Source organism: Rhizobium sp. ZK1 (assembly GCF_047782645.1).
Lineage (GTDB): Bacteria > Pseudomonadota > Alphaproteobacteria > Rhizobiales > Rhizobiaceae > Rhizobium.
The window spans coordinates 393457-417693 of the sequence record NZ_CP180586.1 but is presented as its reverse complement, the minus strand read 5'-3'; the positions used below and the strand labels follow the sequence as shown (position 1 = coordinate 417693).

Genomic DNA, 24237 nt, shown 5'->3' with positions numbered 1-24237 from the left:
CATGGGCACAGAGCTAGGATCGCAAGTTGATCCGTATACAAGGTCGAACTCCTACGTGATAGGCAAGCGTACGCGCACCTCGACCCCTTCACTCCTCCCGGAACGAGGAGACACGACTTCTACAGCGGCTCCGACACGGTCTGCAATCGCCTTGACGATGGCGAGTCCAAGACCCGATCCGCCAATCTTGACGTTGCCTCGCTCGAACTGGCGCATCAGACGGTCCATCGCCTCTGGCGGCAGCGTCGCCCCCTCGTTGGCAACACAAAGAACCCCTTCAGGATCAAGAACCACCTCGACTGGGCTGCCTTGTGCCCCGTGCTTCAACGCGTTTTCGATGAGATTGCGGGAGAGAATCCCGACCGCATCGGGGTCGAGCGGCGAATAGACTGGCTTTTCCGGCATGGTCAGTTCAACTTTCCGCTCTCCGGTGCGTTCGAAATCCTGGACAATCATGCGCAGGACCGTCCTCAGATCGGACGGTTCGTCGGCGCGCAGCCGTGCGCCTTCGGCGCGGGCGAGTTGCATCAGCTTTTCCGACATGCGCATCAGCCGCTTGAGCGTCATCTCGATCTCATTTGTGCGCTGTGCCGTCAGTTCTTCCTTCGTCTCGGAGCGAATGCGTTGCGCCTGTGCAATCGCACCGGCAACGGGCGTGCGGAGTTCATGCGCCGCGTGTGCGGCAAAGGCCCGCTCCGCGTCGAACGCGGCCGTGAGGCGGCCGAGAAGCTGATTGATCCCCGCGGAAATCGGCCGGAGTTCACTCGGCAAGCCGCTGTCCGGCAAAGGTGACAGATCCTGCGCGCCGCGATGGGAAAGCCCCTGCTGAAGAGCGCGGACCGGACGCAGCGAATACCGGACCGCGAACGCAATCACCACAAGGCTCAGCGGAATGACAACCAGCAGCGGCAACAACAGACCGAGCAGCATCTTGTTCGACAGCTCCTGGCGGTGATCCAGCGGTTCGGCCACGGCGATGACCAGATTTCCGTCGGCGCTTGTCGCATAATAGAGCCGATGCGTGTCGGTGCGGGAAAACCCCGTCTTCTCGAACGGAGGGAAGATCGCGACGTCCGCTCCCTTCGAACTCAGCAGCACGCCGCCTTGTTTATCACGCAGAATAAACGTGACATCCTCACCATAGCGAGCCTCGCGTACAGGCCGCGCTTCACGGCGGACGTCGTCTTCGTCCTCATCATCATCGGCTCGTTCACGTCTCGGATTTCCCTCGCGCAGGTCATGCCGAGCGATCGGCAGGATACGCTCCGCAGTGGCTTTCAGCCCGTCGTCATAGACCTGCTCCAGCTCTCGTCCGAGGCGGTGCGCGGTGGCGACGGCGGCCGCGAGCCACAGGATGGTTACGGAAACGCCGACCGCGATTGCCAGCCGCGCCTGAAGCGAAGACATCACCTTGCTGATCTTCATGGCCGTCCCAATCGATAGCCCAGTCCGCGCTCGGTTTCGATCACATGCGCACCCAGCTTCTTGCGCAGCCGGCTCACATGAACCTCGATGGCATTGCTGTCGACTTCCTGATCGAACGAATAGAGCCGTTCCTCAAGCTGCGCCTTGGAAAGCAGCTGGCCAGGACGCTGGACGAAAGCCTCGAACAGCACCCATTCGCGCGCCGTCAGGACGACCGGCTTGCCGTTAAACCTGACGCTGCGGGCGGCAAGGTCGATCTCCAATGGTCCAAGCGTAACGATCGGGTTCGGGTTGCCCGTGTAGCGACGGGCGACAGAGCCGATCCGTGCAGAAAGCTCGGCAAGGTCGAAGGGCTTGACCATGTAGTCGTCCGCGCCGGCGTTCAGCCCGGCGATCCGGTCGGAAACCTGATCCAGCGCCGTCAATATGATGACGGGCGTCGCGTCGCCACGCGCCCTCAAGGCCTTGAGGAAGGGAATGCCGAGGCCGTCGGGCAACATCAAGTCGAGCAGCACGAGATCGTAGGCGGCCGAGGCGAGCGCGTCGCGCGCCTTGTCGAGCCGATTCATCCAATCGACGGAATGACCATCCGCGGCGATCTGGTCGCGGATCGCCGCCCCGAGTGCCGTGTCGTCCTCGATCAGCAGAACTCTCATGATTTCTCCCTTTGCCCTCTTCTGTAGTCCACCCGCCAGCTTACGGGAAGCTGAAGCAAAGTCTCCGCGTCTGTCAGGTGGAGGTCAGTCTGCGGCATGAGTTTACGGTCCGACGACGAGAGGAAACGATTGATGAAGACCGGCATCCTGCCAACCCTGGCCCTTGTGATCATGGCGGTAACATCTGCCCAGGCAGAGGAAGACTGCAACGCTCCGATCCGTGACTGGAAAGGGCGCGAGGCGGTTCGCGCGCTTGCCGAGGAGCGCGGCTGGAGGCTGAGACGCATCAAGATCGATGACGGTTGCTACGAAGTCTACGGGACGGATGAAACCGGACGTCGCTTCGAAGCGAAGATCGACCCCGTGACACTCGATGTCATCGAAATCGAGGAACACCACAACCATCGGTGATCCTCACCCTCGCCAATCCCCTCTTGCCAATCCCAAAGGAGACACACCCATGAAACACCGCAAGCTTCTTCTCACCGCGGTTGCCGGCACCGGCATTCTCGCCGCCTTCGCCAGTATGGCCTTACCGCTCGATCCCCCGAAGCTCGGTGGCACCGATATCGTGAAGGCAAATTACCGCGAACATGAGGGCAAAGGCCATCGCGAAGGACATCACCGTCGTGGCGACGAGGATGGCCGCTACGCTGCTAACGGCTGTGGCGGGCAAGGCGACGATGACGACGACGATGATGGCCGCGGTGGGTGCGGCGATCGCAATGGCCCCATGCCACAGAACGGATCGCCCCCGACCAACAGCCTGTTCACGCCCGGCAGCAAGCCGCGCGCCCAGATGAACTGACCGCACCAGAAAAGGAGATGAACAATGAGGATGAAGTCCTTCTTGGCCATGCTGGCCGTCACGACGGCACTGACGGTGCCCGGTCTTGCACTCGCAAGCGAAGTGACCTTCACCACCAACCTGCGCAACTATGGTGGAGATGGAGCCTATCTTGCCTATTACGTGACCGATGCGCAGGGCAAATATGTCGGCAGTCTGTGGATGGCGGGCGGCAAGGCGCGCTACTACGAGCATCTGAGCGGCTGGTATCGGGCCACAGGTGGCGACACCGGCGAAATCAACGGCATTACCGGGGCCAGCGTCGGTTCCGGCCGCTCGCTCAAGATCACACTCGACCTTGCCGATACCCTCTTTGATGCCGGCTATGAGCTGCACATCGACTCGGCCGTCGAAGACATGCGCGACAGCCCCAACGAAATCGTCGTACCGCTCACCTCTGCCGGCTCCGGCCAGGCGGCCACGGGTAGCCGCTACATCGCCGACTTCATCTATGCACGTTGATCACCAAGGAAAATTACCATGATCCGGTCGCTCCACCGCTGGTTTGGGCTGATCGCCGCTGCGCTTCTCACCGTCATCGCCCTGAGCGGTACAGCCCTCTCGGTCTTCCCGGCCTCCGAGGGGCTCACCATCCCTGTGGCACAGGACATCAGTGTCGCGGAACTCGCGGCACGGATCCAGTCGGCGGAACCCTCGGTGGAGCAGATCAGGCGCGCGCCGTCCGGCCGGATTACGGCATATTATTTCGAGGGCGACCAGCCGGCATCTTCCATCATCGATCCGGCAACGGGCACGCCCGTCGGCAGCGCTGACACGTCGGCCGTCGAGCGTTGGCTCACCAATCTTCATCGTTCGCTGCTCCTCGACGACAGCGGCCGCCTCATCGTCGCCGGCGGCGCGGGCGCCATGCTGGCGTTGACCCTCTCCGGTCTCTTCCTGCTGGCGCGCCGGGCGGGCGGCTGGCGCTCCATCCTGAAGCCTGCAAAAGGCACGGGCGGTGCACGCCTTCATGCTATCATCTCGCGCCTTGCCTTGCCCGGCCTACTTCTGTCGTCGCTGACCGCGCTCTGGATGATCGCCGCAACGTACGACATTTTACCCGAAGGTGCCGGCGTCCCGCTCTTCCCCTCGGAGGTCAGCGGCGCTTCGGGCGTCCAGGTCGCCTCCATAACCGTTCTGCGAGAGACCCCGGTCGACAGACTTCGCTCGCTCAGCTTTCCGGCTGCCGCAGATGCAACCGACGCGTTTACCCTCAAGACGGACGCTGGCCAGGGCTACATCGACCAGGGCAACGGCGACCTGCTCGCTTGGAAGGCTTCAAACTGGGTCGACCGCCTGACGGACTTCCTCACCATGCTGCACACTGGTCGGGGCATCGCATGGCTCGGCCTGTTTCTCGGTGTTTCCGCACTTGCCGTTCCCGTCATGAGCTGGACCGGCCTCGCCGTCTGGTTCAGGGGTCGTGGCGTGAAGAAGGGGCGTTCTGTTCCCGCAGGCGAGGCTGACACCATCGTCCTTGTCGGCAGCGAGGGCGGCACGACCTGGGGCTTTGCCGAGACGCTGAGAAAATCGCTCTGCGAACAGGGCATGCGTGTCCATGTCGGTCCGATGTCGGGCTTCGACCCCGCACGTTGGCCCATGGCGCAACGGCTCATCCTGCTTGCCGCGACCTATGGCGACGGCGAAGCCCCGGCATCCGCGCAAGGCTTTCTGGAACGCTTCCGGCGCACTCCTGTAAAGCGGGGTCCTTCGCTTGCCGTGCTCGGCTTCGGCGACCGCAGCTTCCCCGCCTATTGCGGTTTCGCCGCTGACGTCGCACGGCTGGCGGAAGAAAGGGGCTGGGTTGCGCTGCTGCCGTACGACACCGTGGATCGCCAGTCGCCGCAGGACTTTGCCCGCTGGGGTCGTGATCTGGCGGAGACGCTCGGGCTCGCCTTCGAACTCAACCACCTGCCGACCAGACCGAAGACCTGGGAGCTTTCACTGATCTCGCGCCGCGACTATGGCGCAAGCGTTCAGGCCACGACTGTGATCCTGCGCTTCGCCCTGCCGAAGATGTCCTTCTGGCAGCGTCTGACCGGAAACGCATTTCCGCAGTTCGAAGCGGGCGACCTGGTCGGCATATTGCCCGAAGGTTCGCAAGTGCCGCGCTTCTATTCGCTCGCTTCGAGCACGAAGGACGGGTTCGTCGAAATCTGCGTCCGCAAGCAACCGGGCGGGCTCTGCTCCGGGCAGCTCACGGCTCTCGAGCCCGGACAAGCGGTGACGGCCTTCGTTCGCTCCAATCCGCGCTTCCGGCCTGCCCACAGCGGCAAGCCCGTCATCCTGATCGGCGCGGGCACCGGCATCGGCCCCCTTGCGGGATTCGCCCGCGCGAATAAGGCACACCAACCCATGTATCTCTATTTCGGGACCCGCCATCCGGAGAGCGACGCACTCTATGCGGAGGAATTGTCGGACTGGAAGGAGGACGGTCGACTGGCCGGCGTCTCCACAGCTTTCTCGCGAACGGCAAACCCGGCCTATGTCCAGGACATCCTGCGCGAGGATGCCGCCAGGATCGGCAAACTCATCGCGGCAGGCAGCCAGATCCTCGTCTGCGGCGGCCGTGACATGGCGGCGGGTGTGGCCGCCGCTCTCTCCGACATTCTCATACCGCAGGGCGTGAGTCTTGCGACACTCAAGTTAGAGGGCCGCTATGCCGAGGACGTTTACTGATCTCACCCGCCATGCCCTGAACGGTCCCACCATGGGCACACGCTGGTCCGCGCTCTTCCACATGCGAGGCGATTTCGAAACCGTGAGGGTCCACGCCGCCATGGCGGACGCCGTCGCAGAGGTCGATCAGCAGATGTCCACATGGAAGCCCCAAAGCGATCTCAATCGCCTGAACGCCGCCTGTCCCGGCGAATGGATCGTCCTTCCTGAACAACTGATGAAGGTGCTCCAGGCAGGCCTTGCCATCGGCGAAGCCTCGTGCGGAGCCTTTGACATCGGTATGGGCGACGCCGTCGCCGCCTGGGGTTTCGGTGCTGTGGAAGCCGACGAGGCGGCAATAAGGGCTGCCCGCCTCGCACGCCGCAACTCGGCTCATGACATCCTTGAGCTTGATCCCGCCAATGGGAGAGCACGAAAGCATGCCGACATGCGCTTCGACCTTAACGGCATCGCCAAGGGCTACGGTGTCGATCGGCTGGCGGAAACCGCAGGTCTGCACAGCATCGAAGCGGGCCTCTTCGCTATCGACGGCGAGCTGCGCGCACTCGGCGCGCAGCCGGACGGCTCGGGCTGGGCGATTGCGGTCGAGAAACCCGATCTTCACGAACGCGCGCCGCATTCCATCATCGAGCTCGAGGATTCAGCCATCGCGACGTCCGGGGATTACCGCCACTGGGTGGATATCGGCGGACACCGCCTCTCCCATACCATAGATCCGCGTCTCGGCATGCCGCTCAGAAAACCGCCCGCCTCGGCCACAGTAATCGCTCGCGATTGCATGAGTGCCGATGCCTGGGCGACGGCGATGATGGTTCTTGGCGAACAGGAAGGATTGAAATTAGCGGAAAAGCTGAGCCTCTCCGTACTCTTCCTGTGGCACGGCCAGCCAGGCGGAACAGGATGTGGCATCTTCGCCAATGATAAGCGCGACATGCGCAGCCGAAAGAATACTGCCTGCTGATGGCCCTGAGATGGCGGACGAATTGAAGGAGACATTTCGCGGAAATAACTGCCGCTTCGCCCCTGTTGACTGGGACCCAAAGCCAGAGCACAAAGGTGGCATCCATGGTCGCTCGCGATCGGAAAAACAGAGGGAATTCAAAGGTAATTTCGATAAGCCTTTGAAATCATGTGGGAATCCAGGTTCACCAGCTACTTTCCCTGTTATAATTCAATAACTTAGCTTCATGTCGCCAGTGCAGGGAATACCCCCACACTGCACCCCCACAAAGGGCGCATTTGGCGATGTCAACTTACCTGCGGCGCGAAGCCGATTCCTTTGTCTTCCGGCGGCGCGTGCCCGCCCCTCTCCAGGCCCTACTCGGACAGACCGAGATATACAGGTCATTAGAGCGGGATGATTTTAAGTCCGTTCATATCCGGCTTCCTTGAAGTAGTTTTGGCATTCCTGTGGTGAAACTGTCTTGAGGATGGCTGCGATGGCCTCGTCGATCGCGTGGCGAGTTCTGGCCTGTGCCTCGCGTAGCCAATGCTTGATCTTGGCAAAGAGCTTTTCGATGGGATTGAGGTCAGGGGAGTATTTGGGCAGGAAGAACAGTTTGGCCCCAGCCTTGCGGATCGCGGTGCGGATTGCTTTTGCCTTGTGTGAGCCCAGATTGTCCATCACGACGATATCGTCTGGCTTGAGTTCGGGGACCAGCACCTTTTCCACATAGATCAGGAACCGCTCGCCATTGATCGGGCCGTCGATGATCCATGGCGCGCTGACGCGGTCGGCGCGCAGGGCGGCAATGAACGTCATGGTGTTCCAATGGCCGAAGGGCGCCTGACCGGGCAACCGTTCGCCGCGCGGCGCCCAGCCCCGGAGCGGCGCCATATTCGTCTTCGTCCAGGTTTCATCGATGAAGACGAGGCGGGCCGGATCGACGTGATAGCGATGCTTCAGCCAGCGGTTCCGTCGGGCGGCGACATCGGGCCGCTCGCGCTCGTCGGCGACCATTGTCTTTTTTTATAACTCAACCCTTCATCATGCACGAAGGTCCACACGGAGCGGTAATCGACCTTCAGGCCACGCTCGCCCAGTTCCGCGACCAGCCCGCGCAGGGTAAAAGCCCGTGTGCGGCAGCGCTCGAGCAGCCACTCCCGATGCGTATCGCAAATCGCCCGTGGCTTGTGCCCGCCCATCTGACCGGGGGCTGCGCTGCCCGTCTGGCGAAAGCGCCGCACCCAATCGATCGCGGTGCTGATGCCAATCCCGAAGCGCTTCGCCGCTGCCCGGCAGGACAATCCTTCGCGCGTCACCGCGCCGACAACGCGTTCCCGCAAATCATCGGAAAAAGGTTTTGCCATAAAGACCGGCCTCCTTTACCGGTCTCAATGGTGAATCTGATTTGCGGGAAAAAGGGAATCCCCTTTTCGATTCCATCTAAAATCATCCCGCTCTAAAGACCACCGTGCGAAGAACACCAGAGCGCGAGCCGCGCACCTCTTTATAGGCACAGAGAGGTTGTTCCGGATGCTGGAAGATGCCGATGATGAGTTCCCACTGACGGATGACGACATCCGCGCCGCCGTGCGAATCTGGCTGGACACGAGTGCCTGGCAGCAGCGCCTCAAAATCATAGATGAGATGTCGCCCGGATGCCTTCGCAGTCACGCAAATATTCATCGCGAACTTCGACGGCGATCTCGACACCACCACCGGAGCTGCGAACCTCTACAGGCCCCGCAGCCGGGATTTCGACCAGATGTTCTTCGGCCCCATCTCATCTTGACCGCGATGGAAACCTCCTCGGCTTCGATAAGTGTCTCGGAGACAATAGCGTGGCCTTCAAGACGAAGGACATCACCGCCGCGCTTTACAACATCGCATCGGCAAGCACTGGCCTATCTATGGAAGCACTTCAGGCGCGGGCTGCTGCCAGCAGGAAGACGGTGAAGTAGCCTAGGTGCTCTCCTTCTCCCGGCGGCCAACCTGGGTGGCGACGAGTTTCGCCACCAGATGAACGAGGTTCTTCGCTTCAAATCGGTCCTTCAGCCTGTCTATCCGATGCTCGATCGTCCTCGGAGACAGATGCAGGAACTCAGCGATTTCTTTCGTACTCTGCCCCTCAATGAGGAGCTGGATGATATTGTCGTCCGTGATATCGGTCTTCGCCTCCTGCATCGGAGAGATGAAGAAACGCCCTTCAATCAGGCTGATGCACCAGCCAGGCTTTCCATCGCATTTCTGCGGCAGAATAAGGCGCTCGTAGCCGATCCGGACACCGAGGAGCTTCGTCCTTACGAGGTCAATCGCGGGGCGCTTCACCTCCAGAGCCCGCAAATAGGCGGCAACGATCGCATCATCAATGAAGCGTCGATCGAGGTCGCGCAGCGCGGCATCGGGAAATTGCTGCTTCATCCGGTTCAGTAGGCTGCTCTTGAAGCCGAAATCCTTTACCCGACGGAACCGCCAGTCATAAGGATCGTCGGCTACCGTCGTAACGACGGAGAGCGCCATTTTGATGGTCAATCTGTTGATGATCCCGGCATACAGGCTCTCCGGGTTTGTCATCTCATCGGACCGTAGCCACACATCGATGAGGTCTTGGGAAATCGTATTGAATGAACTCATATTCTTCGGCAGGAGCAGGAGAAACTTCTATTTGTTTCATCTGCATATACATCGAGTATTTGTTATCAAATGATTGCCAGAACGCGAACATTGGCCAATCCCTCGTTTTCATGGAGATGATTGCCCTGACGCACGACATCCACGAATGCTAGCTGCTGCGCAGCATCCGAAATTTCCTTTGGAGTTCGCGGCTCTGTGGTGTGGAAATTTATTACTATCCATTATTCACCACGATCAAAAACAAGTTTTGCATTGGGACTCTTGTCGCTGTACCCGACGACATTGCATCCATCACGGACCGGTGCCTTGCCCTGCAATGTCAACTGCAGTGAGCCATTGTCGTATCCGCTGACGAGGTACGGTGCCGGATCGCAGCCCTTCTTGAATGTGTATGCGACGCCAGAAATCCACTCGTTCGGAACACTCCAGCCACGGAAAAGGACGGTCTCGGGTTCGATGGATCCGGCGATCGAAGCCTTGGGTTGCGAATAGACGATGACGTGCTGCTTCTGATGATGGAACATCAGAGATCCGTTGTGGCCCATGGACTCACCGTAGCGATCCTCAGTCGCGAATGTCCGCTGAACGGGGATATCATTGTAAGGCCATCCCACCGGACACAGCTTGAGCCACATAGCTCCGAATTCGCGGCCACGATCTGCATTTGACATTCCGACGCGTTTACCCGTCTCGGTATCTTTCATGCTGATGTAGCCGTAGAAGTCCTTGTTTTCGGTTTCCGGGCCGTCAAAACGGTAGTGCTTGCCCTCCGTCCATAGATCACCCGTTTCGCAGTCTGCGCGGGCTTCATACACCTTTCCGTCGACTTCTCGCGACGCAGCACATGAGGCATCTCCCGGACGCCAGTTAGCACACCAACTCTGAATGGATTCAGGTGTGATCTTCGCCTTCATCGTCGAGTTTTTGCCGCCGTAGTCAGAGAATTCGAATATTATCGGAGCGACCGCTTTGGAATTCCATGGAAATTCGTCACCGATGGGCGGCGGCGGCATTGAAGGAATGGTGGAGGCGAGAAGAGCAAGAGAAGATAAAAACGACATAAAACACCCGGCGCAATCAGTTACTGCATTCAGCACAATGCCTCGCCTTCAAGCCGGCGAAGCGCGTTCCTCTTGGATGGCTACCACGCAGAAAAATCGTCAAAAAACGCCTGGAGCTGCCGATTTGTCTTGGGCCACACGGCGATGACATAGGGCAGGAGAACCAGATATTGAAACGCGAGGACGAAAAGCCCGGACAGAAGGACGCCGCCGATCAGCGCCAGCAAGACACTGCCAGACAGGCCGTAAAGTGAAACCGCCAGCAATGCGAGGACAATCAGAAATGCCTTGTTGTTGAGGAATACCGACGGCTTGAATACGCCAAGGCGTGCACATACATGCTGCAAGCCATTACGGTCCTGTGTGAACGATTGGCCGATATTATGGTTTTGAGCCGCGGCCGTGTATCCGTCTCCGCCTACCCTGTAGAGACTGATGATGCTCATCATATCGTCTTCACCGACGCTGACGGCGAACGGCAGCTTGAAGAGCCTTTCTTTCCCGTTCTCAAACCTTAACCGGACTTCGCTCGTTTCCCATTGTTCGCTTTGAACCGTAGAATATACGTGATTATCACCGTTAGCCATGTAGTTGTTGTGATGCGTTGTATAGATTTTATTGTGCTGCTTTATTCTTGAGCCGACAACTCTTCCGGAGATGCGCTCTGCATCGAATTCCACGCCGTTGATGAAAACACGCTTTCTCTCCTCGCGAGGAAGGACAACATCATCACGATGGTTGGACGAATACTGTGGATTCTGAATTTCAGGCAGGAGAACTGCGGAAAGTGACATAGCTAACCCCTCTATTGTTGACAATTTTAAACTCTAGAAAGCAAAAACTGTTCAGCTGAGGAAACTAAGTCAGCCACAAACGTTAGTTTTTTGAAAAAGGGTGAGGGGGAAAACCCCCGCATCGGCACGAAATTGCGCCAAAGAGAGGTGTAGCGTTAAAGAGCTATGCCGTCATTTCAAACAAAAATAACAGCTTCTGATTAAAAAGCGGAAGTATCGAGTTCCTGAGCCAAAGCCACAAACGCAAGGTGGAAAAAAGAGACAGTCCACGGCAGCGTTCCGGGAGAGGTAGCGACTGCTCAGTCGAGAACGCCATGACCGAACTGATCAGTGCCTCAAATTTATAATCGCTGCCATTCGCCTGTAAATTGCGTAACCTAAATAAAATAATAATATCATATACTTAACGGAAGAAATTACAGAATTACGAAATTACGGCCTGTTTCAAACTCTTATGGGGATAGCCCACAGCTCGTTGAAATACCGCTGTCTCTCCATCTGAGTTTCACCATTATATTGGTAATTCGGTAATAACAACAATAAGAAACTGAAATCATTATGGAAATCCGATTACAGAACGTGTGTAATCAATCGTAATCGCCGTAAGCAATTCTGCCGGTCGGCCACAAAGGAAACCGCCGGAAGGCCCGGTTCTCTCGGACCGTGCGCTCACACACCTTAGAAGACCCGCTCCCGCCCCCGCCGGCATGCCCGAACTCGCGGCGACATCCGCCCATCTCGCCCAAGGCTGCCGCCCACATTGCCGCGGACATGCCAGTCCAGCGGCACCGAAGGCTCCCGGCATAGACCGAGTTTCCGGCACCGGGTTTCCCGGACGGGTGATCGTTGATAGAACATTCAGCGAATTTATCTGTGCCGAGAGACGCCATGCAGATCCCTACAGGTAACGAACGCGAGCGGCTGCTGGCAATCCTCGATCTCTGGCACAAGATCGAGTTCTTCATCCCATATGACCTTTCCAAGCGGGCAACGGAAGACGAAAACAAGAGAGCTTTTTGGTTGCATGCCGAAACACTTGAGGATGACAGCGACGCCGTGAGGCGTCCGATCGTCCCCGAGCACAAGGAGATCACCGGACTTACCCTTTTCCTCGGCGTTTTCAGCAAATCGGAGATCTCCAAGGTCAGCAGGAATTTCGCCGGCGCCACCAACGGCATGACGGATTTCGAGGATGCAGAGCGGGGCGATCTGGATGGCGACACCTGCTTTGCAAGCCTGGAACTCGACCCGCAGGGCAATCCGATTTTCACGGCGTTTTCCATCTCGACGCTTCCCTGGGCGCTTGGGCAAGTCCGGAAACGTGGCCTTGCCGCGCTGAGCTCGGAAGCATTTGCCGATGGCAGACAGCGCCTGCAGGAATTGCTGGGAAATTTCCAAGCCCAGCGACGTCTGCACCATCAAAAATCTGAGGATACCGACGACCAGCCGCTCACGCCTGCTGAAATTCTCGCCCTTCATGCCTTGCTTTGCGACTGGGCACGCTTTGCGCCTGATGCAGACCGGCCCGTCGCTCTTGTTGAAATCCGCTATAGGGACAAGCCGTCGAGGCCGACGGCAAAGCTCCTGCCTGCGCCGCTTCAGCATAACGCGGCGGGTGACGACGATGACGAGGAAGATGATACTCCCGAACAGGAAATCGGGATTCTGAACAGCTTCTTCATCGAGGACATCGAAAAGGCGATGGGCTGCGTTCGCAGCGGCACGATCCCCGAACCGCTGCGGAAATATCTGACGCCGCTCGCTTCCGACGCGCGGATCGACCTTTATACGGAGACAGGCCGCCGCGCCCTCATCCGGTCACTGCATCCGCGAAACCTCAATGCCGGACGCTGGCTGGCAGAAGCCCATCATGCCATGAGCCTGATGCAGCAATTCGCGATCAATACCGCCCTGGAAACCCTCTCGGAAACCGGGCTCTTTTCGGTCAACGGTCCACCGGGCACCGGCAAGACGACACTGCTGCGTGATATCTTTGCGGACAATATCGTCCGGCGGGCGCGGGTGCTCGCCGCCTTGAGAACAGCGCGGGATGCCTTCGACGGCGCATCGAGAAAGGTCAATTTCAAGGACGGCAGCACCGCGTGGATATCGAGCCTGAACGCCAGCCTCACCGGCTTCGAGATGGTCGTCGCCTCGTCCAACAACGCTGCCGTGGAGAATATCTCGCGCGACCTTCCCAAGCAAAGCTCGATCATGAAAGGCAAGTCATTCGGCTATTTGCAGACCGTTGCCCACAAGATCGCCGCGCAAAAAGACAATGGCAGCTTCACCGCGTTGACGGACGAAAACCGCCCGTGGGGATTGATCGCCTGTGCACTCGGAAAAAGCGGGAACCGGCGAGCGTTCAAGGAGCGCTTCGCCTTCATGCCGGCCAAGGAAGACAAGGCCAGGGAAGATAGGGCGAAGCCCGACTGGTCCGGTCTCGACAGGCCTCAGACGATCTGGGAATGGCGAGACAGCTACGGCGGGCCAACATTCGCCGAGGCAGGCGAGCGATTTCGCAACGCCGACGAAGCGGTTCGCTCCATGATCGACGAATACGGACATTTCGCCGATCTGTACGGCGAAATCGCCTTGACCTCATTCGACGCTTTCTGTGCCCTGGCGCGTGAGGCACTGGAGACAGCGGAGACGGCAGTTGGGTCGGCTCGGGATCAATATGCTGCTGCTGAGGCCGAAACCCTCGCCGTCCGTACCGAATTGGACCGGCTCAGGGAAGAGGAGCGGCTTCTCGACCGTTCGATGCCGGCCTGGTGGAAAAGGATGCTGCCGAACAGCGAAAACCAACGGCACAGGGACAATGTGAAATCGAATGCCCGGGAGCAAATCGCCCTCCGCAAGACGCTCGCCAACTGCGAACGAGATCTTGCGGGAAGGCACCGGCTTTCCCTGGAGAAGGCTCTGCGGCACCGGGAGCAGGCCGAACGAGAACTGCATGCGAGACAGGAAACCTGGTCCGAGAAATCCGCAAGGTTCGAAGAGCTGCGGCAGAGACTGGACGGGCCGGCCCTGCCCGCAAACCTTGACGATCTCGAAACCGACCGTTTTCAGATCGAAGGGCTCTGGCACTCCGACAAGCTGGCTGGCCTGCGCTCCGCCTTGCTGGAGACGGCGCTGACGCTGCATGAGGCGTGGCTGGCGGAAGTCAGCAGGTCGAGCGGAGGTTTCGGCGGAAACATCGTCGCCATCACGAAGCTGCTCTCCGGAAATGCTCCTGACCATGGGGCGGATATCCCGCCCGTATGGCAGAGCCTCTTCATGATCGTTCCCGTCGTTTCAACGACGTTTGCCTCTTTCGCTCGTCAGTTCGCAGGCCTCGGACCGGCGTCGATCGGCTGGGTTTTCGTCGATGAGGCCGGTCAGGCCGTGCCGCAGGCAGCCGTCGGCGCCCTGATGCGGGCACGCCGCCTGATGGCGATCGGCGACCCCTTGCAGATCGAGCCGGTTTTTACCCTGCCCGGCGCGCTCATAAGGGCCCTCAGTCGCCTGTCGCCATACACCTCCGCGGAGAGTTATTCGCCCAACCGCGTTTCAGTACAGGGGCTCGCCGACGCAGCAAACTGCTATGGAACGGCGCTGCCGTCGGAAGATGGCAATGGACTTTGGATCGGCAGTCCGCTGCGTGTGCACCGCCGCTGCATCGACCCGATGTTCTCACTCGCTAACCGGATCGCCTATCGGGACAAGATGGTATTCGGATTGAAGGAACGATGGCCGGCCGACGATGCTCCGCCATTTTATGGCGACAGCGTCTGGATCGACGTTGGGGGCAAGGTTTCCGGCCGGCAGCGCGTTCCCGAACAGATCGAATTCATCGTCGATGTCCTGGTCGCGACTTACCGCCGGGACGGAGCACTGCCGGACCTTTATGTCATTTCTCCATTCAAGGAGATCAAGAATGCGCTGAAGACGGCGCTGGGAAAGGCAAGATGGGTCAATGACACCGGCTCTCCTCGTACATCGCCTCCGCAACTGAAGAAGTGGCTGAAAGACAGGGTCGGGACTGTTCATACCTTTCAGGGCAAGGAAAGAGACACGGTCTTCATGATCCTTGGCGCCGACAAGGCACACGCCGGCGCAGCCGCCTGGGCTTCATCAAAGCCCAATCTGCTGAACGTAGCTCTAACCCGCGCCCAGCGGCGTTTTCATATCGTTGCGGACCGGAGCTTTTGGGAAGCCATGCCGTATTTCAGGGACGTCGCCGGCGCTCTGGAAACTGTCGATGCCGAAGAATTCCTTCGTTCCCTGCGATCTTCTTCGCCGATCCAGAGGGTTGCACGATGAAATGAACATGGCTTTGACCCGCCGTGGTAGCAAAACCTCAATCTTCCGCCGCTAGAATCACCTCAGCTCCCTGGAGATGATTCGAGCCATGAAGACCTTTTCTGCCCTGTTGCTGACGGCACTCCTCATTCCGGCAACCGCACGGAGCGAGACGGCCCCTGGCGGGACGGAATGGATGGGCGATGCGCGGCAGTGGTCGGTCGGGTTCGTCGGCGAGAAGCCGTCCTACTGCCGGCTGATCTGGAACGATGAGCTCGGGAAGACGGTCGAATTCCGCCAGAGCCTCGACAGCGTCATGTGGCTCGTCTCGAAGGATGGCTGGGAGATCCCCGAGGGTACCACGACCAAGGTAACGCTCGTCGGCTATTCCGGCACCAAGGCCGTACCGGCCGAATTCTTCGACGGCAAGACGCTTCGCATCTTGCCAGCCGCCGAGAAGACGGGTGTGGCGCAGATCAAGAAGATCCTCAAGAATTCCTTTGTCGGCACACCGGATATGGAACTGGATTTTGCCGGAAATGAAGGGCATTGGGTGGTGCCGCTCTCGCGGCTTCAGCAGATGTATACGACCTATGTCAATTGCCTGAACCGCCTCGTTCCTGCCAATCAGGTCAGCCCGGTTTCCGATAAGACCCAGCCGTTCTAAACGGAAATCTTGCTCCGCACCGCGTCTGCGATCTCCGTCATACGGTCGACCGGGGCGTGGCCGATCAGCATGAAGGCGTGGGTGGCGTTTGCCCAGTAGACGACATTCATGCCCTTGCGGCCTTCGATATCGGGGGCCTTGGGGCCGCCGTCGGAGGCGACGATGCAGAGCGCCATGGGGCCGGTCTCGGGATCCAGATAGGCGATCTGTGCGAGCGGCTTGCCATCATATTGCAGGATCTGGGCGCGCTTGAAATCGATATCCGGCAGGGCGACCTGCTCTGGCGAGAGTTGCAGGCGAAGGTCGCCATCCAGACTGGCGAGCTGCGCTGCCTGCACATCTCTGGGCGGGACGGGACCGGCGAGCGTCTCCGGTGTATAGAGCGAGATATATTCGGCAACGACGGCGCGCCATTCGCTGTTTTCATCCTTGCCCGAGAAACTTGCACCGACACCGATCATGGCGCGATCGACGGCGATGCCGGCAACGACCGAAGCGGCAAGCGCGCCGAAAAAGCCTCGACGGCTCATGAAGGCAGCCGGTCTTGCAGACCGGGCGGCGGGAATGGCCGACAGCATGGCCTCGAGCTTTGCCTGCGGAGCGGCATCAAGCAGCGGCGCGAAGGCTTGCTTGTAAGGCAGGCTTGCACGCGCCAGAAACTCCAGCCGTTCGGCGACAGCCCCATCGGCTTCGATCATCGCCTCGATGCGGGCAGTCTCTTCCGCGCCGAGTTCACCATCGATGAAGGCGGTCAATTCCTCGTCGGAGGGCATAATGTGCTTCGTGCTCATTCAAATCCTCCTGCCGATACAGTTTCGGAGAGCTTCGCGCGGGCGGCTGCCAGCCGGCTCATCACGGTGCCGATCGGAACATCCAGTATGATGGCGACCTCGCGATAGGAAAGCCCTTCCACATAGGCGAGGAAAACCGCCGATCGCTGCGCTTCCGGCAGCGCATTCACCTCTTTCAAGACCTGGTTCGCCATGACATGCGTTTCGGTGTCGCGGGCGCCATCGAAACTCAGCGTATCCTGGGCATCGACGAAGCCCTGCCCCTGGCGGACGCGGCGGGCGCGGATCTCATTCAGCCAGATCGAATGCAGGATCGAAAACAGCCAGCGGTCTAGCCGCGTGCCTGCGACAAATTGATCGGCCCGTTCCAGCGCGCGAACGCAGGTCGCCTGTACGAGATCGTCGGCCACATCGCGCTGATGCGAAAGAACGAGGCCATAGCGCCACAGACGGGCAAGATGTTCCGTCAGGCCGCTCCTGATATCCGCTTCGCTCGCGATGGCCGCCTCCGCGCGTATTGGCTGTTTCGGAACCGCCGGCCGGGCCGGCGATTCCGTTCTGGCGCGACTATAGGCAGGAAATGTGGTGTGTGCGACCGACATCCGGAAATACCCTTCAATCAACCTTATCTCTCTCCCGCCCCACGCAGCTGTACAGTTTTGTTTCACGCAATCCGGACGCAAAACCGCTGCACACTTTTGCTGGGAATTGCTCTAGATCTTCGACGGATCGAGGATCGCGGCGTTGAGGTCCTGATATTCCTCGCAGCCGGTGCCGCAGATCGCCTTGATGGTGGTCAACTGCTCCTTGGCGAGGTCGAGCTCGCCCTTGATGACATAGGCTTCGCCGAGATATTCGCGGACCTTGGCATATTGCGGATCGAGCTTGACCGACTGCAGATAGTAGGAGATGCCTTCATCCGTGCGGCCGAGCTTGCGGGTGGCGTAACCGCGATAGTTCAGCCATTCGGCATTGTTCTGATCCTTGACGGTGTCGAGCACGGCGAGCGCTTCTTCATAGCGGCCGGCCTTGGCGAGCGAGTAGGCGTAATCGGTACGATTTTCGTCTGTTATGTTGGCGCTCTGCTGCTTGACGCACTTCTTTGCCTTCTTGTCGTAGATCTCACCCTTCTTGCAGACCGGCATGGTGCTGCTATCATCGCCAATCGCGAAGACGGGGCTGGAGAAGACGGAGGCGGCAATGCAGCTGCCGAGCACGAGGGAAGCGATGCGGACAGTCTTGGTCGTCATGGGATAACTCCTCAGAAAATGACGTTGCGAGGAGTGAACACCGCTGCCTCCAGCTTTATTCGACGGGCTTTCACATTTTTTCTGATCACTGCTTCGTGAAGAGCGGCGCCGAATAAACTTTCGCGCCCGCGTGTTTTCCACTCGTTCCGCCGGGAACGACAAGGAGCATACCGTGACTCAATCCGTCAGACTTTTAAGTCTCGCCACTGCAGTGCCTGACCATATCATCACCCAGAGCCAAGCCGCCGAGGCCTCCGCGCGCCTCTTTGCCGATCGCTTCAAGGAATTCCGCCACCTCGCGCGCGTGTTCGACAATGCCGGTATCGGAAAGCGGCATGCCGCCCGTCCCCTCTCCTGGTTCGAAGAGACGCATGGCTGGCAAGACAGGATGAAGGCCTATGAGGAGGTCGCCGGTTTGCTGTTTGTCGAGACGGCAACCCGGGCGCTCGAGCAGGCCGGGCTGACGGCTGGTGAAGTCGATTGCGTCGTTGCGGTTTCCTCTACCGGCATCACCACGCCGAGCATCGATGCGCGGCTCGCCGGTCGGCTCGGGTTTCGCGCGGATATCGAGCGCGTGCCCGTCTTCGGGCTTGGGTGCGCTGCAGGCGTTTCCGGCTTCGGCATCGCTTCGCGGCTGGCGCGCAGCCGTCCGGGCGCTGTGGTGCTCTTCGTCGCCATCGAGCTCTGCACGCTGGCCTTCCGGCTGGATGAGCTGACCAAGCCGAACATCATCGCTACCGCACTTTTCGGCGACGGGGCTGCAGCCTGTGTGATGCGATCAGGCCAAGGCGGCATGGCAGAAGTGGAATCGGCGGGCGATCACCTGTTTCCGGATACGCTCGACATCATGGGCTGGAAGATCGACGATACCGGGCTCGGCATCCAGCTGGCGCAGGGGCTGCCGCCCTTTGCGGAAAAGGAGCTTGGCCCGGCAATTGACGGCATTCTGGCGCGCAGCGGGCTCGAGCGCAACGATATCGACCGTTTCATCTGCCATCCCGGCGGCACCAAGGTACTGGCGGCGATGGAGAGCACGCTTTCCATGGCGCCTGATACACTCGACATCGAGAGGTCGGTGCTTGCAGATTATGGCAATATGTCCTCGCCAACAGTGCTTTTCGTTCTGGAGCGGGCCATCCGCGCAGGACTGCCGGACCGCGCGGCGATGATCGCCATGGGTCCGGGCTTTACAGCAAGCTGCGTGACATTGCGGAGGGTCGCATGATGTGGCCCTCCATCGCCCTTCTCGCCTTCGTGACCGCCCAGCGGCTCTCCGAACTGGTGATCGCGCGCCGCAACACGATGGCGCTTTTTGCAAAAGGGGCGCGCGAAATCGCGCCCGATCATTATCCCTATATGGTGGCGCTCCATACGGGCTGGCTCGTTGGGCTCTGGATGCTGGCCGCCGGACAGCCGATCCAGCTCTTCTGGTTCGGTCTCTTCATGCTGTTGCAAGTGTTGCGGCTATGGGTGCTGATGACGCTCGGGCCGCGCTGGACGACGCGTATCATCATCCTTCCCGGCGCCCCGCTCGTCGAAGACGGCCCCTACCGCTTCTTCAAACATCCGAACTACATGATCGTGACAGGCGAGATCGCCGCCCTGCCGCTTGCCTTCGGCATGCCGCTTTATGCGCTGGTCTTTTCGCTCCTCAATGCCGCCATTCTGACGATCCGCATCAGGGCCGAAAATGCCGCACTGAAAAGCGCAATGATTTTGAAATGAAATGCGATTTTTCGTTTGCACCGCAGCATTGAGATGGGCATTTTAGGGCCTAAGACATAGCGGAATGCAGGGGAAAATGACGAAAAACGCAATCGTGCTCGGCGCCGGTATCGTCGGGGTTTCGACGGCCATCCATCTTCAACGCCGCGGCCGTCAGGTGACGCTTATCGACCGCAGGGAGCCGGGTAACGAGACCTCTTTCGGCAATGCCGGTCTGATCCAGCGCGAAGGCGTCATGCCCTACGGTTTTCCGCAGCAGCTCGGCCTTTTGCTGCGCTACGCGCTGAACAACCGCATCGATGCGCATTATCACCTGAAGGCATTGCCGAGCCAGCTTGCCTTCCTCGCCCGCTACTGGTGGAACTCCAATCCGAAGCGGCATGAGATGATCACCAAGGCCTATGCGCCGCTGATCGAGAATTCGATCAGCGAGCACAAGGACCTGATCGAGGCCTCGCACGCCGAAGCACTGATCCGCAAGGACGGCTGGATGAAGATCTTCCGCACAGAAGCCAAGCGTGACGAGGCCTTTGCGGAAGCGGCCCTCTGGAAGGATCAGTTCGGCGTCAGCTACGAGAGCCTGACCTCATCTGATATCGCTCGCCTGGAACCAAACATCATGGGCGATTTCGTCGGCGGCCTGCGCTGGATCGACCCGTGGTCGGTTCTCGATCCGCATGCGCTGACGCGCGCCTACCGCAGCTATTTCGAAAGCCTCGGCGGCAGATTCGTGACCGGGGATGCAGCTTCGCTCGGGCAGGCCGGCTCCGGCTGGAAGATCATGACGGCAGAGGGATCGCTGGAGGCCGACGACGCCGTCATGGCGCTCGGTCCCTGGGCGGCAGTCGCGACCCGTCGCCTCGGCTATTCCTTCCCGCTCGGCGTCAAGCGCGGCTACCACATGCATTACGGTATCCAGGGCAATGCGGTGCTCAACAACTGGACGCTCGATTCCGAGCGCGGCTATTTCCTGGCGCCTATGAACCGGGGTGTGCGCCTGACGACGGGTGCGGAATTCGCAGCGCTGGACGCGCCGAAGACCCCGGTGCAGCTAGACCGGGCCGAAGCCGTGGCACGCACGATATTTCCGCTGGGAGAGAGGCTCGATCCGGAACCGTGGATGGGCGCCCGCCCCTGCACGCCCGACATGATGCCCATCATCGGTAAAGCGCCGCGCCATCAAGGACTGTGGTTTGCCTTCGGCCATGCCCACCATGGGCTGACTCTTGGACCGGTAACGGGACGAGTGCTGGCGGAGTTGATGACCGGCGAGACGCCTTTCATCAATATCGCGGCCTATTCGCCCAACAGGTTCAACCCGTAACACCGAGAGCGGCGAGATCCTTCAAGGCTTCCGCCGCGATCCTCTCAACGGTGTTGTCGATATCGACTGTGACGACGCCCTTTTCGCCTGTCGGTACTTCCAGCGTCTGCAGTTGGCTCTCGAGCAGCGAGGTGGGCATGAAATGGCCCTTGCGGTGCGCCATGCGGTCCGTCAGCAGTTCTTTCGAGCCTTCGAGATAGACAAAATAGAGGTTGCCGCCGACAGCAGAGCGCAGCCTTTCACGATAGATGCGCCTCAGCGCCGAGCAGGAAACGATGATGCCTTCGCCCTTTGCAAGCGAGGCCTTCATTGTCTCGCCGATGCGGTCGAGCCAGGGCATCCGGTCCTCATCAGTGAGCGGAATACCCTTCGACATTTTCTCGACGTTGGATGCGGGGTGAAGAGCATCACCCTCGACAAACTGAAGGCGCAAGCCCCTGGCTATCTCTTCGCCGATAGAGGATTTACCGGAACCGCTGACGCCCATGACGATGATCGCATGGAGAGTTCCGTTATGCTCTGTCATTGCTCATCTCGCTGATCGTTCCGGCACTGGAAATCTGCGGCCTCAGGAGGCCGCAGACAGGGCAGCATTCTTGCGTGCAAGGCGTGCCTTGATGGTATCGACATCCGCACGCGGCGTCGCTGCAAACAGGGTCTTCGTATAGCTGTGCTGCGGATCGTTGAAAACCTGGTCGCGCGTGCCGTATTCGACCGCTTCGCCGAAATACATCACCATTACCTCGTCTGCCATGTAGCGAACGACCGAAAGGTCGTGGCTGATGAAGACATAGGTGAGGTTCAGTTCGTCCTGCAGGTCCGCGAGCAGGTTCAGCACCTGCGCCTGCACCGACAGATCAAGTGCGGAGACCGGCTCGTCGAGAACCAGAAGCCGGGGCTTCAGCATCAGTGCGCGCGCAATGGCGATACGCTGGCGCTGACCGCCCGAGAACATATGCGGAAAGCGGTTGAAGTGAACGTCCTGCAGGCCGACCTTCTTCAGCATCGCCATCGCCAGGTCGCGCCGCTCGGCAGCCGGCGTATTGGTGTTGATGATCAGCGGTTCCATCAGGATGTCGCCGATCTTCTTGCGCGGGTTCAGAGATCCGTAGGGATTCTGGAAGACGATCTGGACCTTCCGGCGAATTTCCGGCGTCAAATCGCCCTCGAAGATATCGACCTTCTTGCCGTCGATGAAGAGTTCGCCTGATGTGGCCGGGTCGATCATCGTCACGATACGGGCAAGCGTCGACTTGCCGCAGCCGCTTTCGCCGACGATCGCAAGCGTCTTGCCCTCTTCCACGCTGAAGCTCACACCCTTGACAGCATGGACCGTTCGCGCCTTCTTGAAGAGGCCGCCCGGCAGGTAATAGTCGCGGACGATGTTCTTTCCTTCGAGAACTGGCGTCATCAGGCCGCTCCCTCCACAGTCTTGTTCGGATTGAAAAGCTCGCCGATGGTCGGCAGCCGGTCGCCCGTCGCGTTTTCCGGAAGGGCGGCGAGCAGTGCCCGCGTGTAATCGCTCTTCGGGGATTCGAAGAGCGACAGCACGTCGGCCTCTTCCATCTTGCGGCCCTTGTACTGGACAATCACCCGGTCGGCCGTTTCGGCGACCACACCCATATTGTGCGTGATCATGATCAGGCCCATGCGATGCTCCGTCTGCAGGCGCATCAGCAGATCGAGGATCTGCTTCTGGATGGTCACGTCGAGTGCCGTGGTCGGTTCGTCGGCGATCAGGAGCTTCGGGTTGCAGGAAATCGCGATGGCGATCATGACGCGCTGGCACTGGCCGCCCGACATCTGATGCGGGAAGTGGCCCAGCCGCTCGGCAGGATCGGGAATGCCGACCGCCTGGAAAAGCTCGATTGCGCGCTTGCGCCGCGCCGCCTTGTCGAGACCGAGATGAATTCTCAGCACCTCTTCGATCTGGAAGCCGACGGTGAAGCAGGGATTGAGGCTCGCGATTGGCTCCTGGAAGATCATCGACATATCCTTGCCGATGATTTCTCGCCGCTTGGCGCCGGACATGCCGAGCAGGTTCTGGCCGTCAAAGACCATCTTGTCGGCGGTCACCTTCGCCGTCCAGGGCAGAAGGCCCATGGCAGCGAGCATCGAGACCGACTTGCCGGAACCGGATTCGCCGACGATCGCCAGAACCTCGCCGGCATCGACCTTCAGCGAAACGCCATCGACGGCGCGGAAAGGTCCGGTCGAGGTCTGAAATTCGACGACGAGATTTTCAATTTCGAGAAGCGCCATCTCAGGACCTCTTCATCTTGGGGTCAAGCGCATCACGCAGCCCATCGCCCATCAGGTTGATGGCGAGAACGGTGATGAGAATGGCAAGACCCGGAAATGTAACAACCCACCAGGCGCGCGATATGAACTCGCGGGATTCGGCAAGCATCGTGCCCCATTCAGGTGTTGGCGGTTGAGCGCCCATACCGAGGAAGCCGAGGGCGGCTGCATCGAGGATCGCTGCGGAGAAGGCGAGCGTTGCCTGGACGATCAGCGGTCCGAGGCAGTTCGGCAGGATCGTCTTGAACATCAGCCGGAAGGTACCGGCACCGGCAACGCGGGAGGCCACGACATATTCCTTCTCACGCTCGCCCATCACGGCGGCGCGTGTCAGGCGCACGAAATGCGGCTGGTTGACGATCGAGATCGCGATCATGGCATTGAGCAGGCCAGGCCCCAGCACCGCGACGAGCACGAGCGCCAGAAGCAGCGACGGGAAGGCCAGGATGATATCCATGAGACGCATGATGACGATATCGACGCGGCCACGGAAATAGCCGGCAACGAGGCCGATCAAGACACCCGCAACCACCGACAGCGTGACGACCACGAGACCGATGAACAGCGAGAAGCGTGCACCAAAGATCAGACGCGAGAGAATATCGCGGCCGACGGCATCCGTTCCGAGCGGATAGGAGAGACTGCCGCCATCCATCCAGAAAGGGACGGACAGGAGAAGCTGTCGGTTCTGCTCGGTCGGCGCGTGCGGCGAGACGAGCGGTGCGAAGATCGCTACCAGAAGGATGATGAGGAAAACGAAGAGACCGATGACGGCGCCTTTGTTTCGTGAAAAGTAGTACCAGAATTCCGTCAGGGCGGAGGGCTGGTCGGATTTTGCAGTAACCGTGCTCATGGA

At 59.8% G+C, this 24237-nt stretch carries 25 protein-coding genes; 11 read left to right on the top strand and 14 right to left on the bottom strand.

Annotation, left to right across the window (positions count from 1 at the left end; translation table 11 throughout):
• Positions 1–51: 51 nt before the first annotated feature.
• A complete protein-coding gene (locus ACK9YZ_RS02145; RefSeq protein ID WP_416065517.1) occupies positions 52–1425 on the bottom strand; it encodes an ATP-binding protein in 1374 nt (457 codons plus the stop codon).
• Complete coding sequence (locus ACK9YZ_RS02140) at positions 1422–2081, bottom strand: response regulator transcription factor (RefSeq protein ID WP_216757110.1); 660 nt, start codon at positions 2079–2081, stop codon at positions 1422–1424. Before ACK9YZ_RS02140 ends, ACK9YZ_RS02145 begins: the two co-directional genes overlap by 4 nt.
• Positions 2082–2213: 132 nt before the next feature.
• On the opposite strand from ACK9YZ_RS02140, the gene ACK9YZ_RS02135 reads away from it, so the two are divergent.
• From ACK9YZ_RS02135 to ACK9YZ_RS02110, 6 genes are all read left to right on the top strand, one after another.
• Entirely contained in the window at positions 2214–2492 is a 279-nt protein-coding gene (locus ACK9YZ_RS02135) for a PepSY domain-containing protein (protein ID WP_216757109.1), read from the top strand.
• Positions 2493–2541: 49 nt separating this feature from the next.
• Positions 2542–2889, top strand: coding sequence for a hypothetical protein (locus tag ACK9YZ_RS02130; protein ID WP_216757108.1), 348 nt, complete (start codon positions 2542–2544; stop codon positions 2887–2889).
• A gap of 30 nt (positions 2890–2919) precedes the next feature.
• Positions 2920–3390, top strand: a complete 471-nt coding sequence (locus ACK9YZ_RS02125; protein WP_416065516.1) for a DUF2271 domain-containing protein — start codon at positions 2920–2922, stop codon at positions 3388–3390.
• Between the two features lie 18 nt (positions 3391–3408).
• A complete protein-coding gene (locus tag ACK9YZ_RS02120) occupies positions 3409–5607 on the top strand; it encodes a PepSY domain-containing protein (RefSeq protein WP_416065515.1) in 2199 nt (732 codons plus the stop codon).
• Positions 5588–6568 (top strand): FAD:protein FMN transferase, encoded by a 981-nt coding sequence (locus tag ACK9YZ_RS02115; protein ID WP_416065514.1) that lies wholly within the window; start codon positions 5588–5590, stop codon positions 6566–6568. The genes ACK9YZ_RS02120 and ACK9YZ_RS02115 overlap by 20 nt, the downstream gene beginning before the upstream one ends.
• Positions 6569–6852: 284 nt before the next feature.
• Entirely contained in the window at positions 6853–6999 is a 147-nt protein-coding gene (locus ACK9YZ_RS02110; RefSeq protein ID WP_416065513.1) for a DUF6538 domain-containing protein, read from the top strand.
• Here the strand turns inward: ACK9YZ_RS02110 and ACK9YZ_RS02105 are convergent.
• From ACK9YZ_RS02105 to ACK9YZ_RS02085, 5 genes are all read right to left on the bottom strand, one after another.
• Positions 6971–7917 (bottom strand): IS630 family transposase gene (locus ACK9YZ_RS02105; protein ID WP_416064054.1). Its coding sequence is split into 2 segments (ribosomal slippage): positions 6971–7576 and positions 7579–7917, totalling 945 coding nucleotides; the frame shifts between segments, so codons are not numbered across the junction. The two genes, ACK9YZ_RS02110 and ACK9YZ_RS02105, sit on opposite strands and share 29 nt — an antisense overlap.
• Before the next feature lie 82 nt (positions 7918–7999).
• Positions 8000–8224, bottom strand: a complete 225-nt coding sequence (locus ACK9YZ_RS02100) for a hypothetical protein (RefSeq protein WP_416065512.1) — start codon at positions 8222–8224, stop codon at positions 8000–8002.
• A 288-nt stretch (positions 8225–8512) separates the two neighbouring features.
• Entirely contained in the window at positions 8513–9184 is a 672-nt protein-coding gene (locus ACK9YZ_RS02095) for a helix-turn-helix transcriptional regulator (protein ID WP_416065511.1), read from the bottom strand.
• A 221-nt stretch (positions 9185–9405) separates the two neighbouring features.
• A complete protein-coding gene (locus tag ACK9YZ_RS02090) occupies positions 9406–10281 on the bottom strand; it encodes a hypothetical protein (RefSeq protein WP_416065510.1) in 876 nt (291 codons plus the stop codon).
• Between the two features lie 44 nt (positions 10282–10325).
• Positions 10326–11039, bottom strand: a complete 714-nt coding sequence (locus ACK9YZ_RS02085) for a hypothetical protein (protein WP_416065509.1) — start codon at positions 11037–11039, stop codon at positions 10326–10328.
• An 888-nt stretch (positions 11040–11927) separates the two neighbouring features.
• On the opposite strand from ACK9YZ_RS02085, the gene ACK9YZ_RS02080 reads away from it, so the two are divergent.
• The gene (locus ACK9YZ_RS02080) at positions 11928–15344 is read left to right on the top strand and encodes a DEAD/DEAH box helicase (RefSeq protein ID WP_416065508.1); all 3417 of its coding nucleotides are present in this window, start codon (positions 11928–11930) and stop codon (positions 15342–15344) included.
• 88 nt (positions 15345–15432) lie between these two features.
• A complete protein-coding gene (locus tag ACK9YZ_RS02075; RefSeq protein ID WP_416065507.1) occupies positions 15433–15990 on the top strand; it encodes a hypothetical protein in 558 nt (185 codons plus the stop codon).
• On the opposite strand, the gene ACK9YZ_RS02070 is transcribed toward ACK9YZ_RS02075, so the two are convergent.
• From ACK9YZ_RS02070 to ACK9YZ_RS02060, 3 genes are all read right to left on the bottom strand, one after another.
• Positions 15987–16781 carry an anti-sigma factor family protein gene (locus ACK9YZ_RS02070; protein ID WP_216757101.1) on the bottom strand — a complete coding sequence of 265 codons (795 nt, stop codon included), beginning with the start codon at positions 16779–16781 and terminating at the stop codon, positions 15987–15989. The two genes, ACK9YZ_RS02075 and ACK9YZ_RS02070, sit on opposite strands and share 4 nt — an antisense overlap.
• The gene (locus ACK9YZ_RS02065; RefSeq protein ID WP_416065506.1) at positions 16778–17383 is read right to left on the bottom strand and encodes an RNA polymerase sigma factor; all 606 of its coding nucleotides are present in this window, start codon (positions 17381–17383) and stop codon (positions 16778–16780) included. Before ACK9YZ_RS02065 ends, ACK9YZ_RS02070 begins: the two co-directional genes overlap by 4 nt.
• A 111-nt stretch (positions 17384–17494) precedes the next feature.
• Positions 17495–18031 carry a tetratricopeptide repeat protein gene (locus tag ACK9YZ_RS02060; RefSeq protein ID WP_416065505.1) on the bottom strand — a complete coding sequence of 179 codons (537 nt, stop codon included), beginning with the start codon at positions 18029–18031 and terminating at the stop codon, positions 17495–17497.
• A gap of 172 nt (positions 18032–18203) precedes the next feature.
• On the opposite strand from ACK9YZ_RS02060, the gene ACK9YZ_RS02055 reads away from it, so the two are divergent.
• From ACK9YZ_RS02055 to ACK9YZ_RS02045, 3 genes are all read left to right on the top strand, one after another.
• On the top strand, positions 18204–19256 hold the full coding sequence (locus ACK9YZ_RS02055; RefSeq protein ID WP_416065504.1) for a type III polyketide synthase: 1053 nt from the start codon (positions 18204–18206) through the stop codon (positions 19254–19256).
• Positions 19253–19756 carry an isoprenylcysteine carboxyl methyltransferase family protein gene (locus ACK9YZ_RS02050; RefSeq protein ID WP_216757097.1) on the top strand — a complete coding sequence of 168 codons (504 nt, stop codon included), beginning with the start codon at positions 19253–19255 and terminating at the stop codon, positions 19754–19756. The genes ACK9YZ_RS02055 and ACK9YZ_RS02050 overlap by 4 nt, the downstream gene beginning before the upstream one ends.
• 76 nt (positions 19757–19832) lie before the next feature.
• Positions 19833–21080, top strand: coding sequence for an NAD(P)/FAD-dependent oxidoreductase (locus ACK9YZ_RS02045; protein WP_416065503.1), 1248 nt, complete (start codon positions 19833–19835; stop codon positions 21078–21080).
• On the opposite strand, the gene ACK9YZ_RS02040 is transcribed toward ACK9YZ_RS02045, so the two are convergent.
• The 4 genes from ACK9YZ_RS02040 to ACK9YZ_RS02025 are packed head-to-tail and all read right to left on the bottom strand — an operon-like array spanning position 21070 to position 24234.
• Positions 21070–21606: a gluconokinase gene (locus tag ACK9YZ_RS02040; protein WP_216757095.1), complete on the bottom strand. Its 537-nt coding sequence runs from the start codon at positions 21604–21606 to the stop codon at positions 21070–21072. The two genes, ACK9YZ_RS02045 and ACK9YZ_RS02040, sit on opposite strands and share 11 nt — an antisense overlap.
• Positions 21607–21648: 42 nt before the next feature.
• Complete coding sequence (locus tag ACK9YZ_RS02035) at positions 21649–22491, bottom strand: dipeptide ABC transporter ATP-binding protein (RefSeq protein WP_416065502.1); 843 nt, start codon at positions 22489–22491, stop codon at positions 21649–21651.
• A complete protein-coding gene (locus ACK9YZ_RS02030; RefSeq protein ID WP_416065501.1) occupies positions 22491–23342 on the bottom strand; it encodes an ABC transporter ATP-binding protein in 852 nt (283 codons plus the stop codon). Before ACK9YZ_RS02030 ends, ACK9YZ_RS02035 begins: the two co-directional genes overlap by 1 nt.
• A gap of 1 nt (position 23343) precedes the next feature.
• Positions 23344–24234 carry an ABC transporter permease subunit gene (locus ACK9YZ_RS02025; protein WP_216757092.1) on the bottom strand — a complete coding sequence of 297 codons (891 nt, stop codon included), beginning with the start codon at positions 24232–24234 and terminating at the stop codon, positions 23344–23346.
• Positions 24235–24237: the final 3 nt, after the last annotated feature.

What these genes read in the sequence shown, in the direction of transcription:
- ACK9YZ_RS02145 (WP_416065517.1), bottom strand. Translation starts at nt 1,425, where the DNA reads ATGAAGATCAGCAAGGTGATGTCTTCGCTTCAGGCGCGGCTGGCAATC.
- ACK9YZ_RS02140 (WP_216757110.1), bottom strand. Translation starts at nt 2,081, where the DNA reads ATGAGAGTTCTGCTGATCGAGGACGACACGGCACTCGGGGCGGCGATC.
- ACK9YZ_RS02135 (WP_216757109.1), top strand. Translation starts at nt 2,214, where the DNA reads ATGAAGACCGGCATCCTGCCAACCCTGGCCCTTGTGATCATGGCGGTA.
- ACK9YZ_RS02130 (WP_216757108.1), top strand. Translation starts at nt 2,542, where the DNA reads ATGAAACACCGCAAGCTTCTTCTCACCGCGGTTGCCGGCACCGGCATT.
- ACK9YZ_RS02125 (WP_416065516.1), top strand. Translation starts at nt 2,920, where the DNA reads ATGAAGTCCTTCTTGGCCATGCTGGCCGTCACGACGGCACTGACGGTG.
- ACK9YZ_RS02120 (WP_416065515.1), top strand. Translation starts at nt 3,409, where the DNA reads ATGATCCGGTCGCTCCACCGCTGGTTTGGGCTGATCGCCGCTGCGCTT.
- ACK9YZ_RS02115 (WP_416065514.1), top strand. Translation starts at nt 5,588, where the DNA reads ATGCCGAGGACGTTTACTGATCTCACCCGCCATGCCCTGAACGGTCCC.
- ACK9YZ_RS02110 (WP_416065513.1), top strand. Translation starts at nt 6,853, where the DNA reads ATGTCAACTTACCTGCGGCGCGAAGCCGATTCCTTTGTCTTCCGGCGG.
- ACK9YZ_RS02095 (WP_416065511.1), bottom strand. Translation starts at nt 9,184, where the DNA reads ATGAGTTCATTCAATACGATTTCCCAAGACCTCATCGATGTGTGGCTA.
- ACK9YZ_RS02085 (WP_416065509.1), bottom strand. Translation starts at nt 11,039, where the DNA reads ATGTCACTTTCCGCAGTTCTCCTGCCTGAAATTCAGAATCCACAGTAT.
- ACK9YZ_RS02080 (WP_416065508.1), top strand. Translation starts at nt 11,928, where the DNA reads ATGCAGATCCCTACAGGTAACGAACGCGAGCGGCTGCTGGCAATCCTC.
- ACK9YZ_RS02075 (WP_416065507.1), top strand. Translation starts at nt 15,433, where the DNA reads ATGAAGACCTTTTCTGCCCTGTTGCTGACGGCACTCCTCATTCCGGCA.
- ACK9YZ_RS02070 (WP_216757101.1), bottom strand. Translation starts at nt 16,781, where the DNA reads ATGAGCACGAAGCACATTATGCCCTCCGACGAGGAATTGACCGCCTTC.
- ACK9YZ_RS02065 (WP_416065506.1), bottom strand. Translation starts at nt 17,383, where the DNA reads ATGTCGGTCGCACACACCACATTTCCTGCCTATAGTCGCGCCAGAACG.
- ACK9YZ_RS02060 (WP_416065505.1), bottom strand. Translation starts at nt 18,031, where the DNA reads ATGACGACCAAGACTGTCCGCATCGCTTCCCTCGTGCTCGGCAGCTGC.
- ACK9YZ_RS02050 (WP_216757097.1), top strand. Translation starts at nt 19,253, where the DNA reads ATGATGTGGCCCTCCATCGCCCTTCTCGCCTTCGTGACCGCCCAGCGG.
- ACK9YZ_RS02045 (WP_416065503.1), top strand. Translation starts at nt 19,833, where the DNA reads ATGACGAAAAACGCAATCGTGCTCGGCGCCGGTATCGTCGGGGTTTCG.
- ACK9YZ_RS02040 (WP_216757095.1), bottom strand. Translation starts at nt 21,606, where the DNA reads ATGACAGAGCATAACGGAACTCTCCATGCGATCATCGTCATGGGCGTC.
- ACK9YZ_RS02035 (WP_416065502.1), bottom strand. Translation starts at nt 22,491, where the DNA reads ATGACGCCAGTTCTCGAAGGAAAGAACATCGTCCGCGACTATTACCTG.
- ACK9YZ_RS02030 (WP_416065501.1), bottom strand. Translation starts at nt 23,342, where the DNA reads ATGGCGCTTCTCGAAATTGAAAATCTCGTCGTCGAATTTCAGACCTCG.
- ACK9YZ_RS02025 (WP_216757092.1), bottom strand. Translation starts at nt 24,234, where the DNA reads ATGAGCACGGTTACTGCAAAATCCGACCAGCCCTCCGCCCTGACGGAA.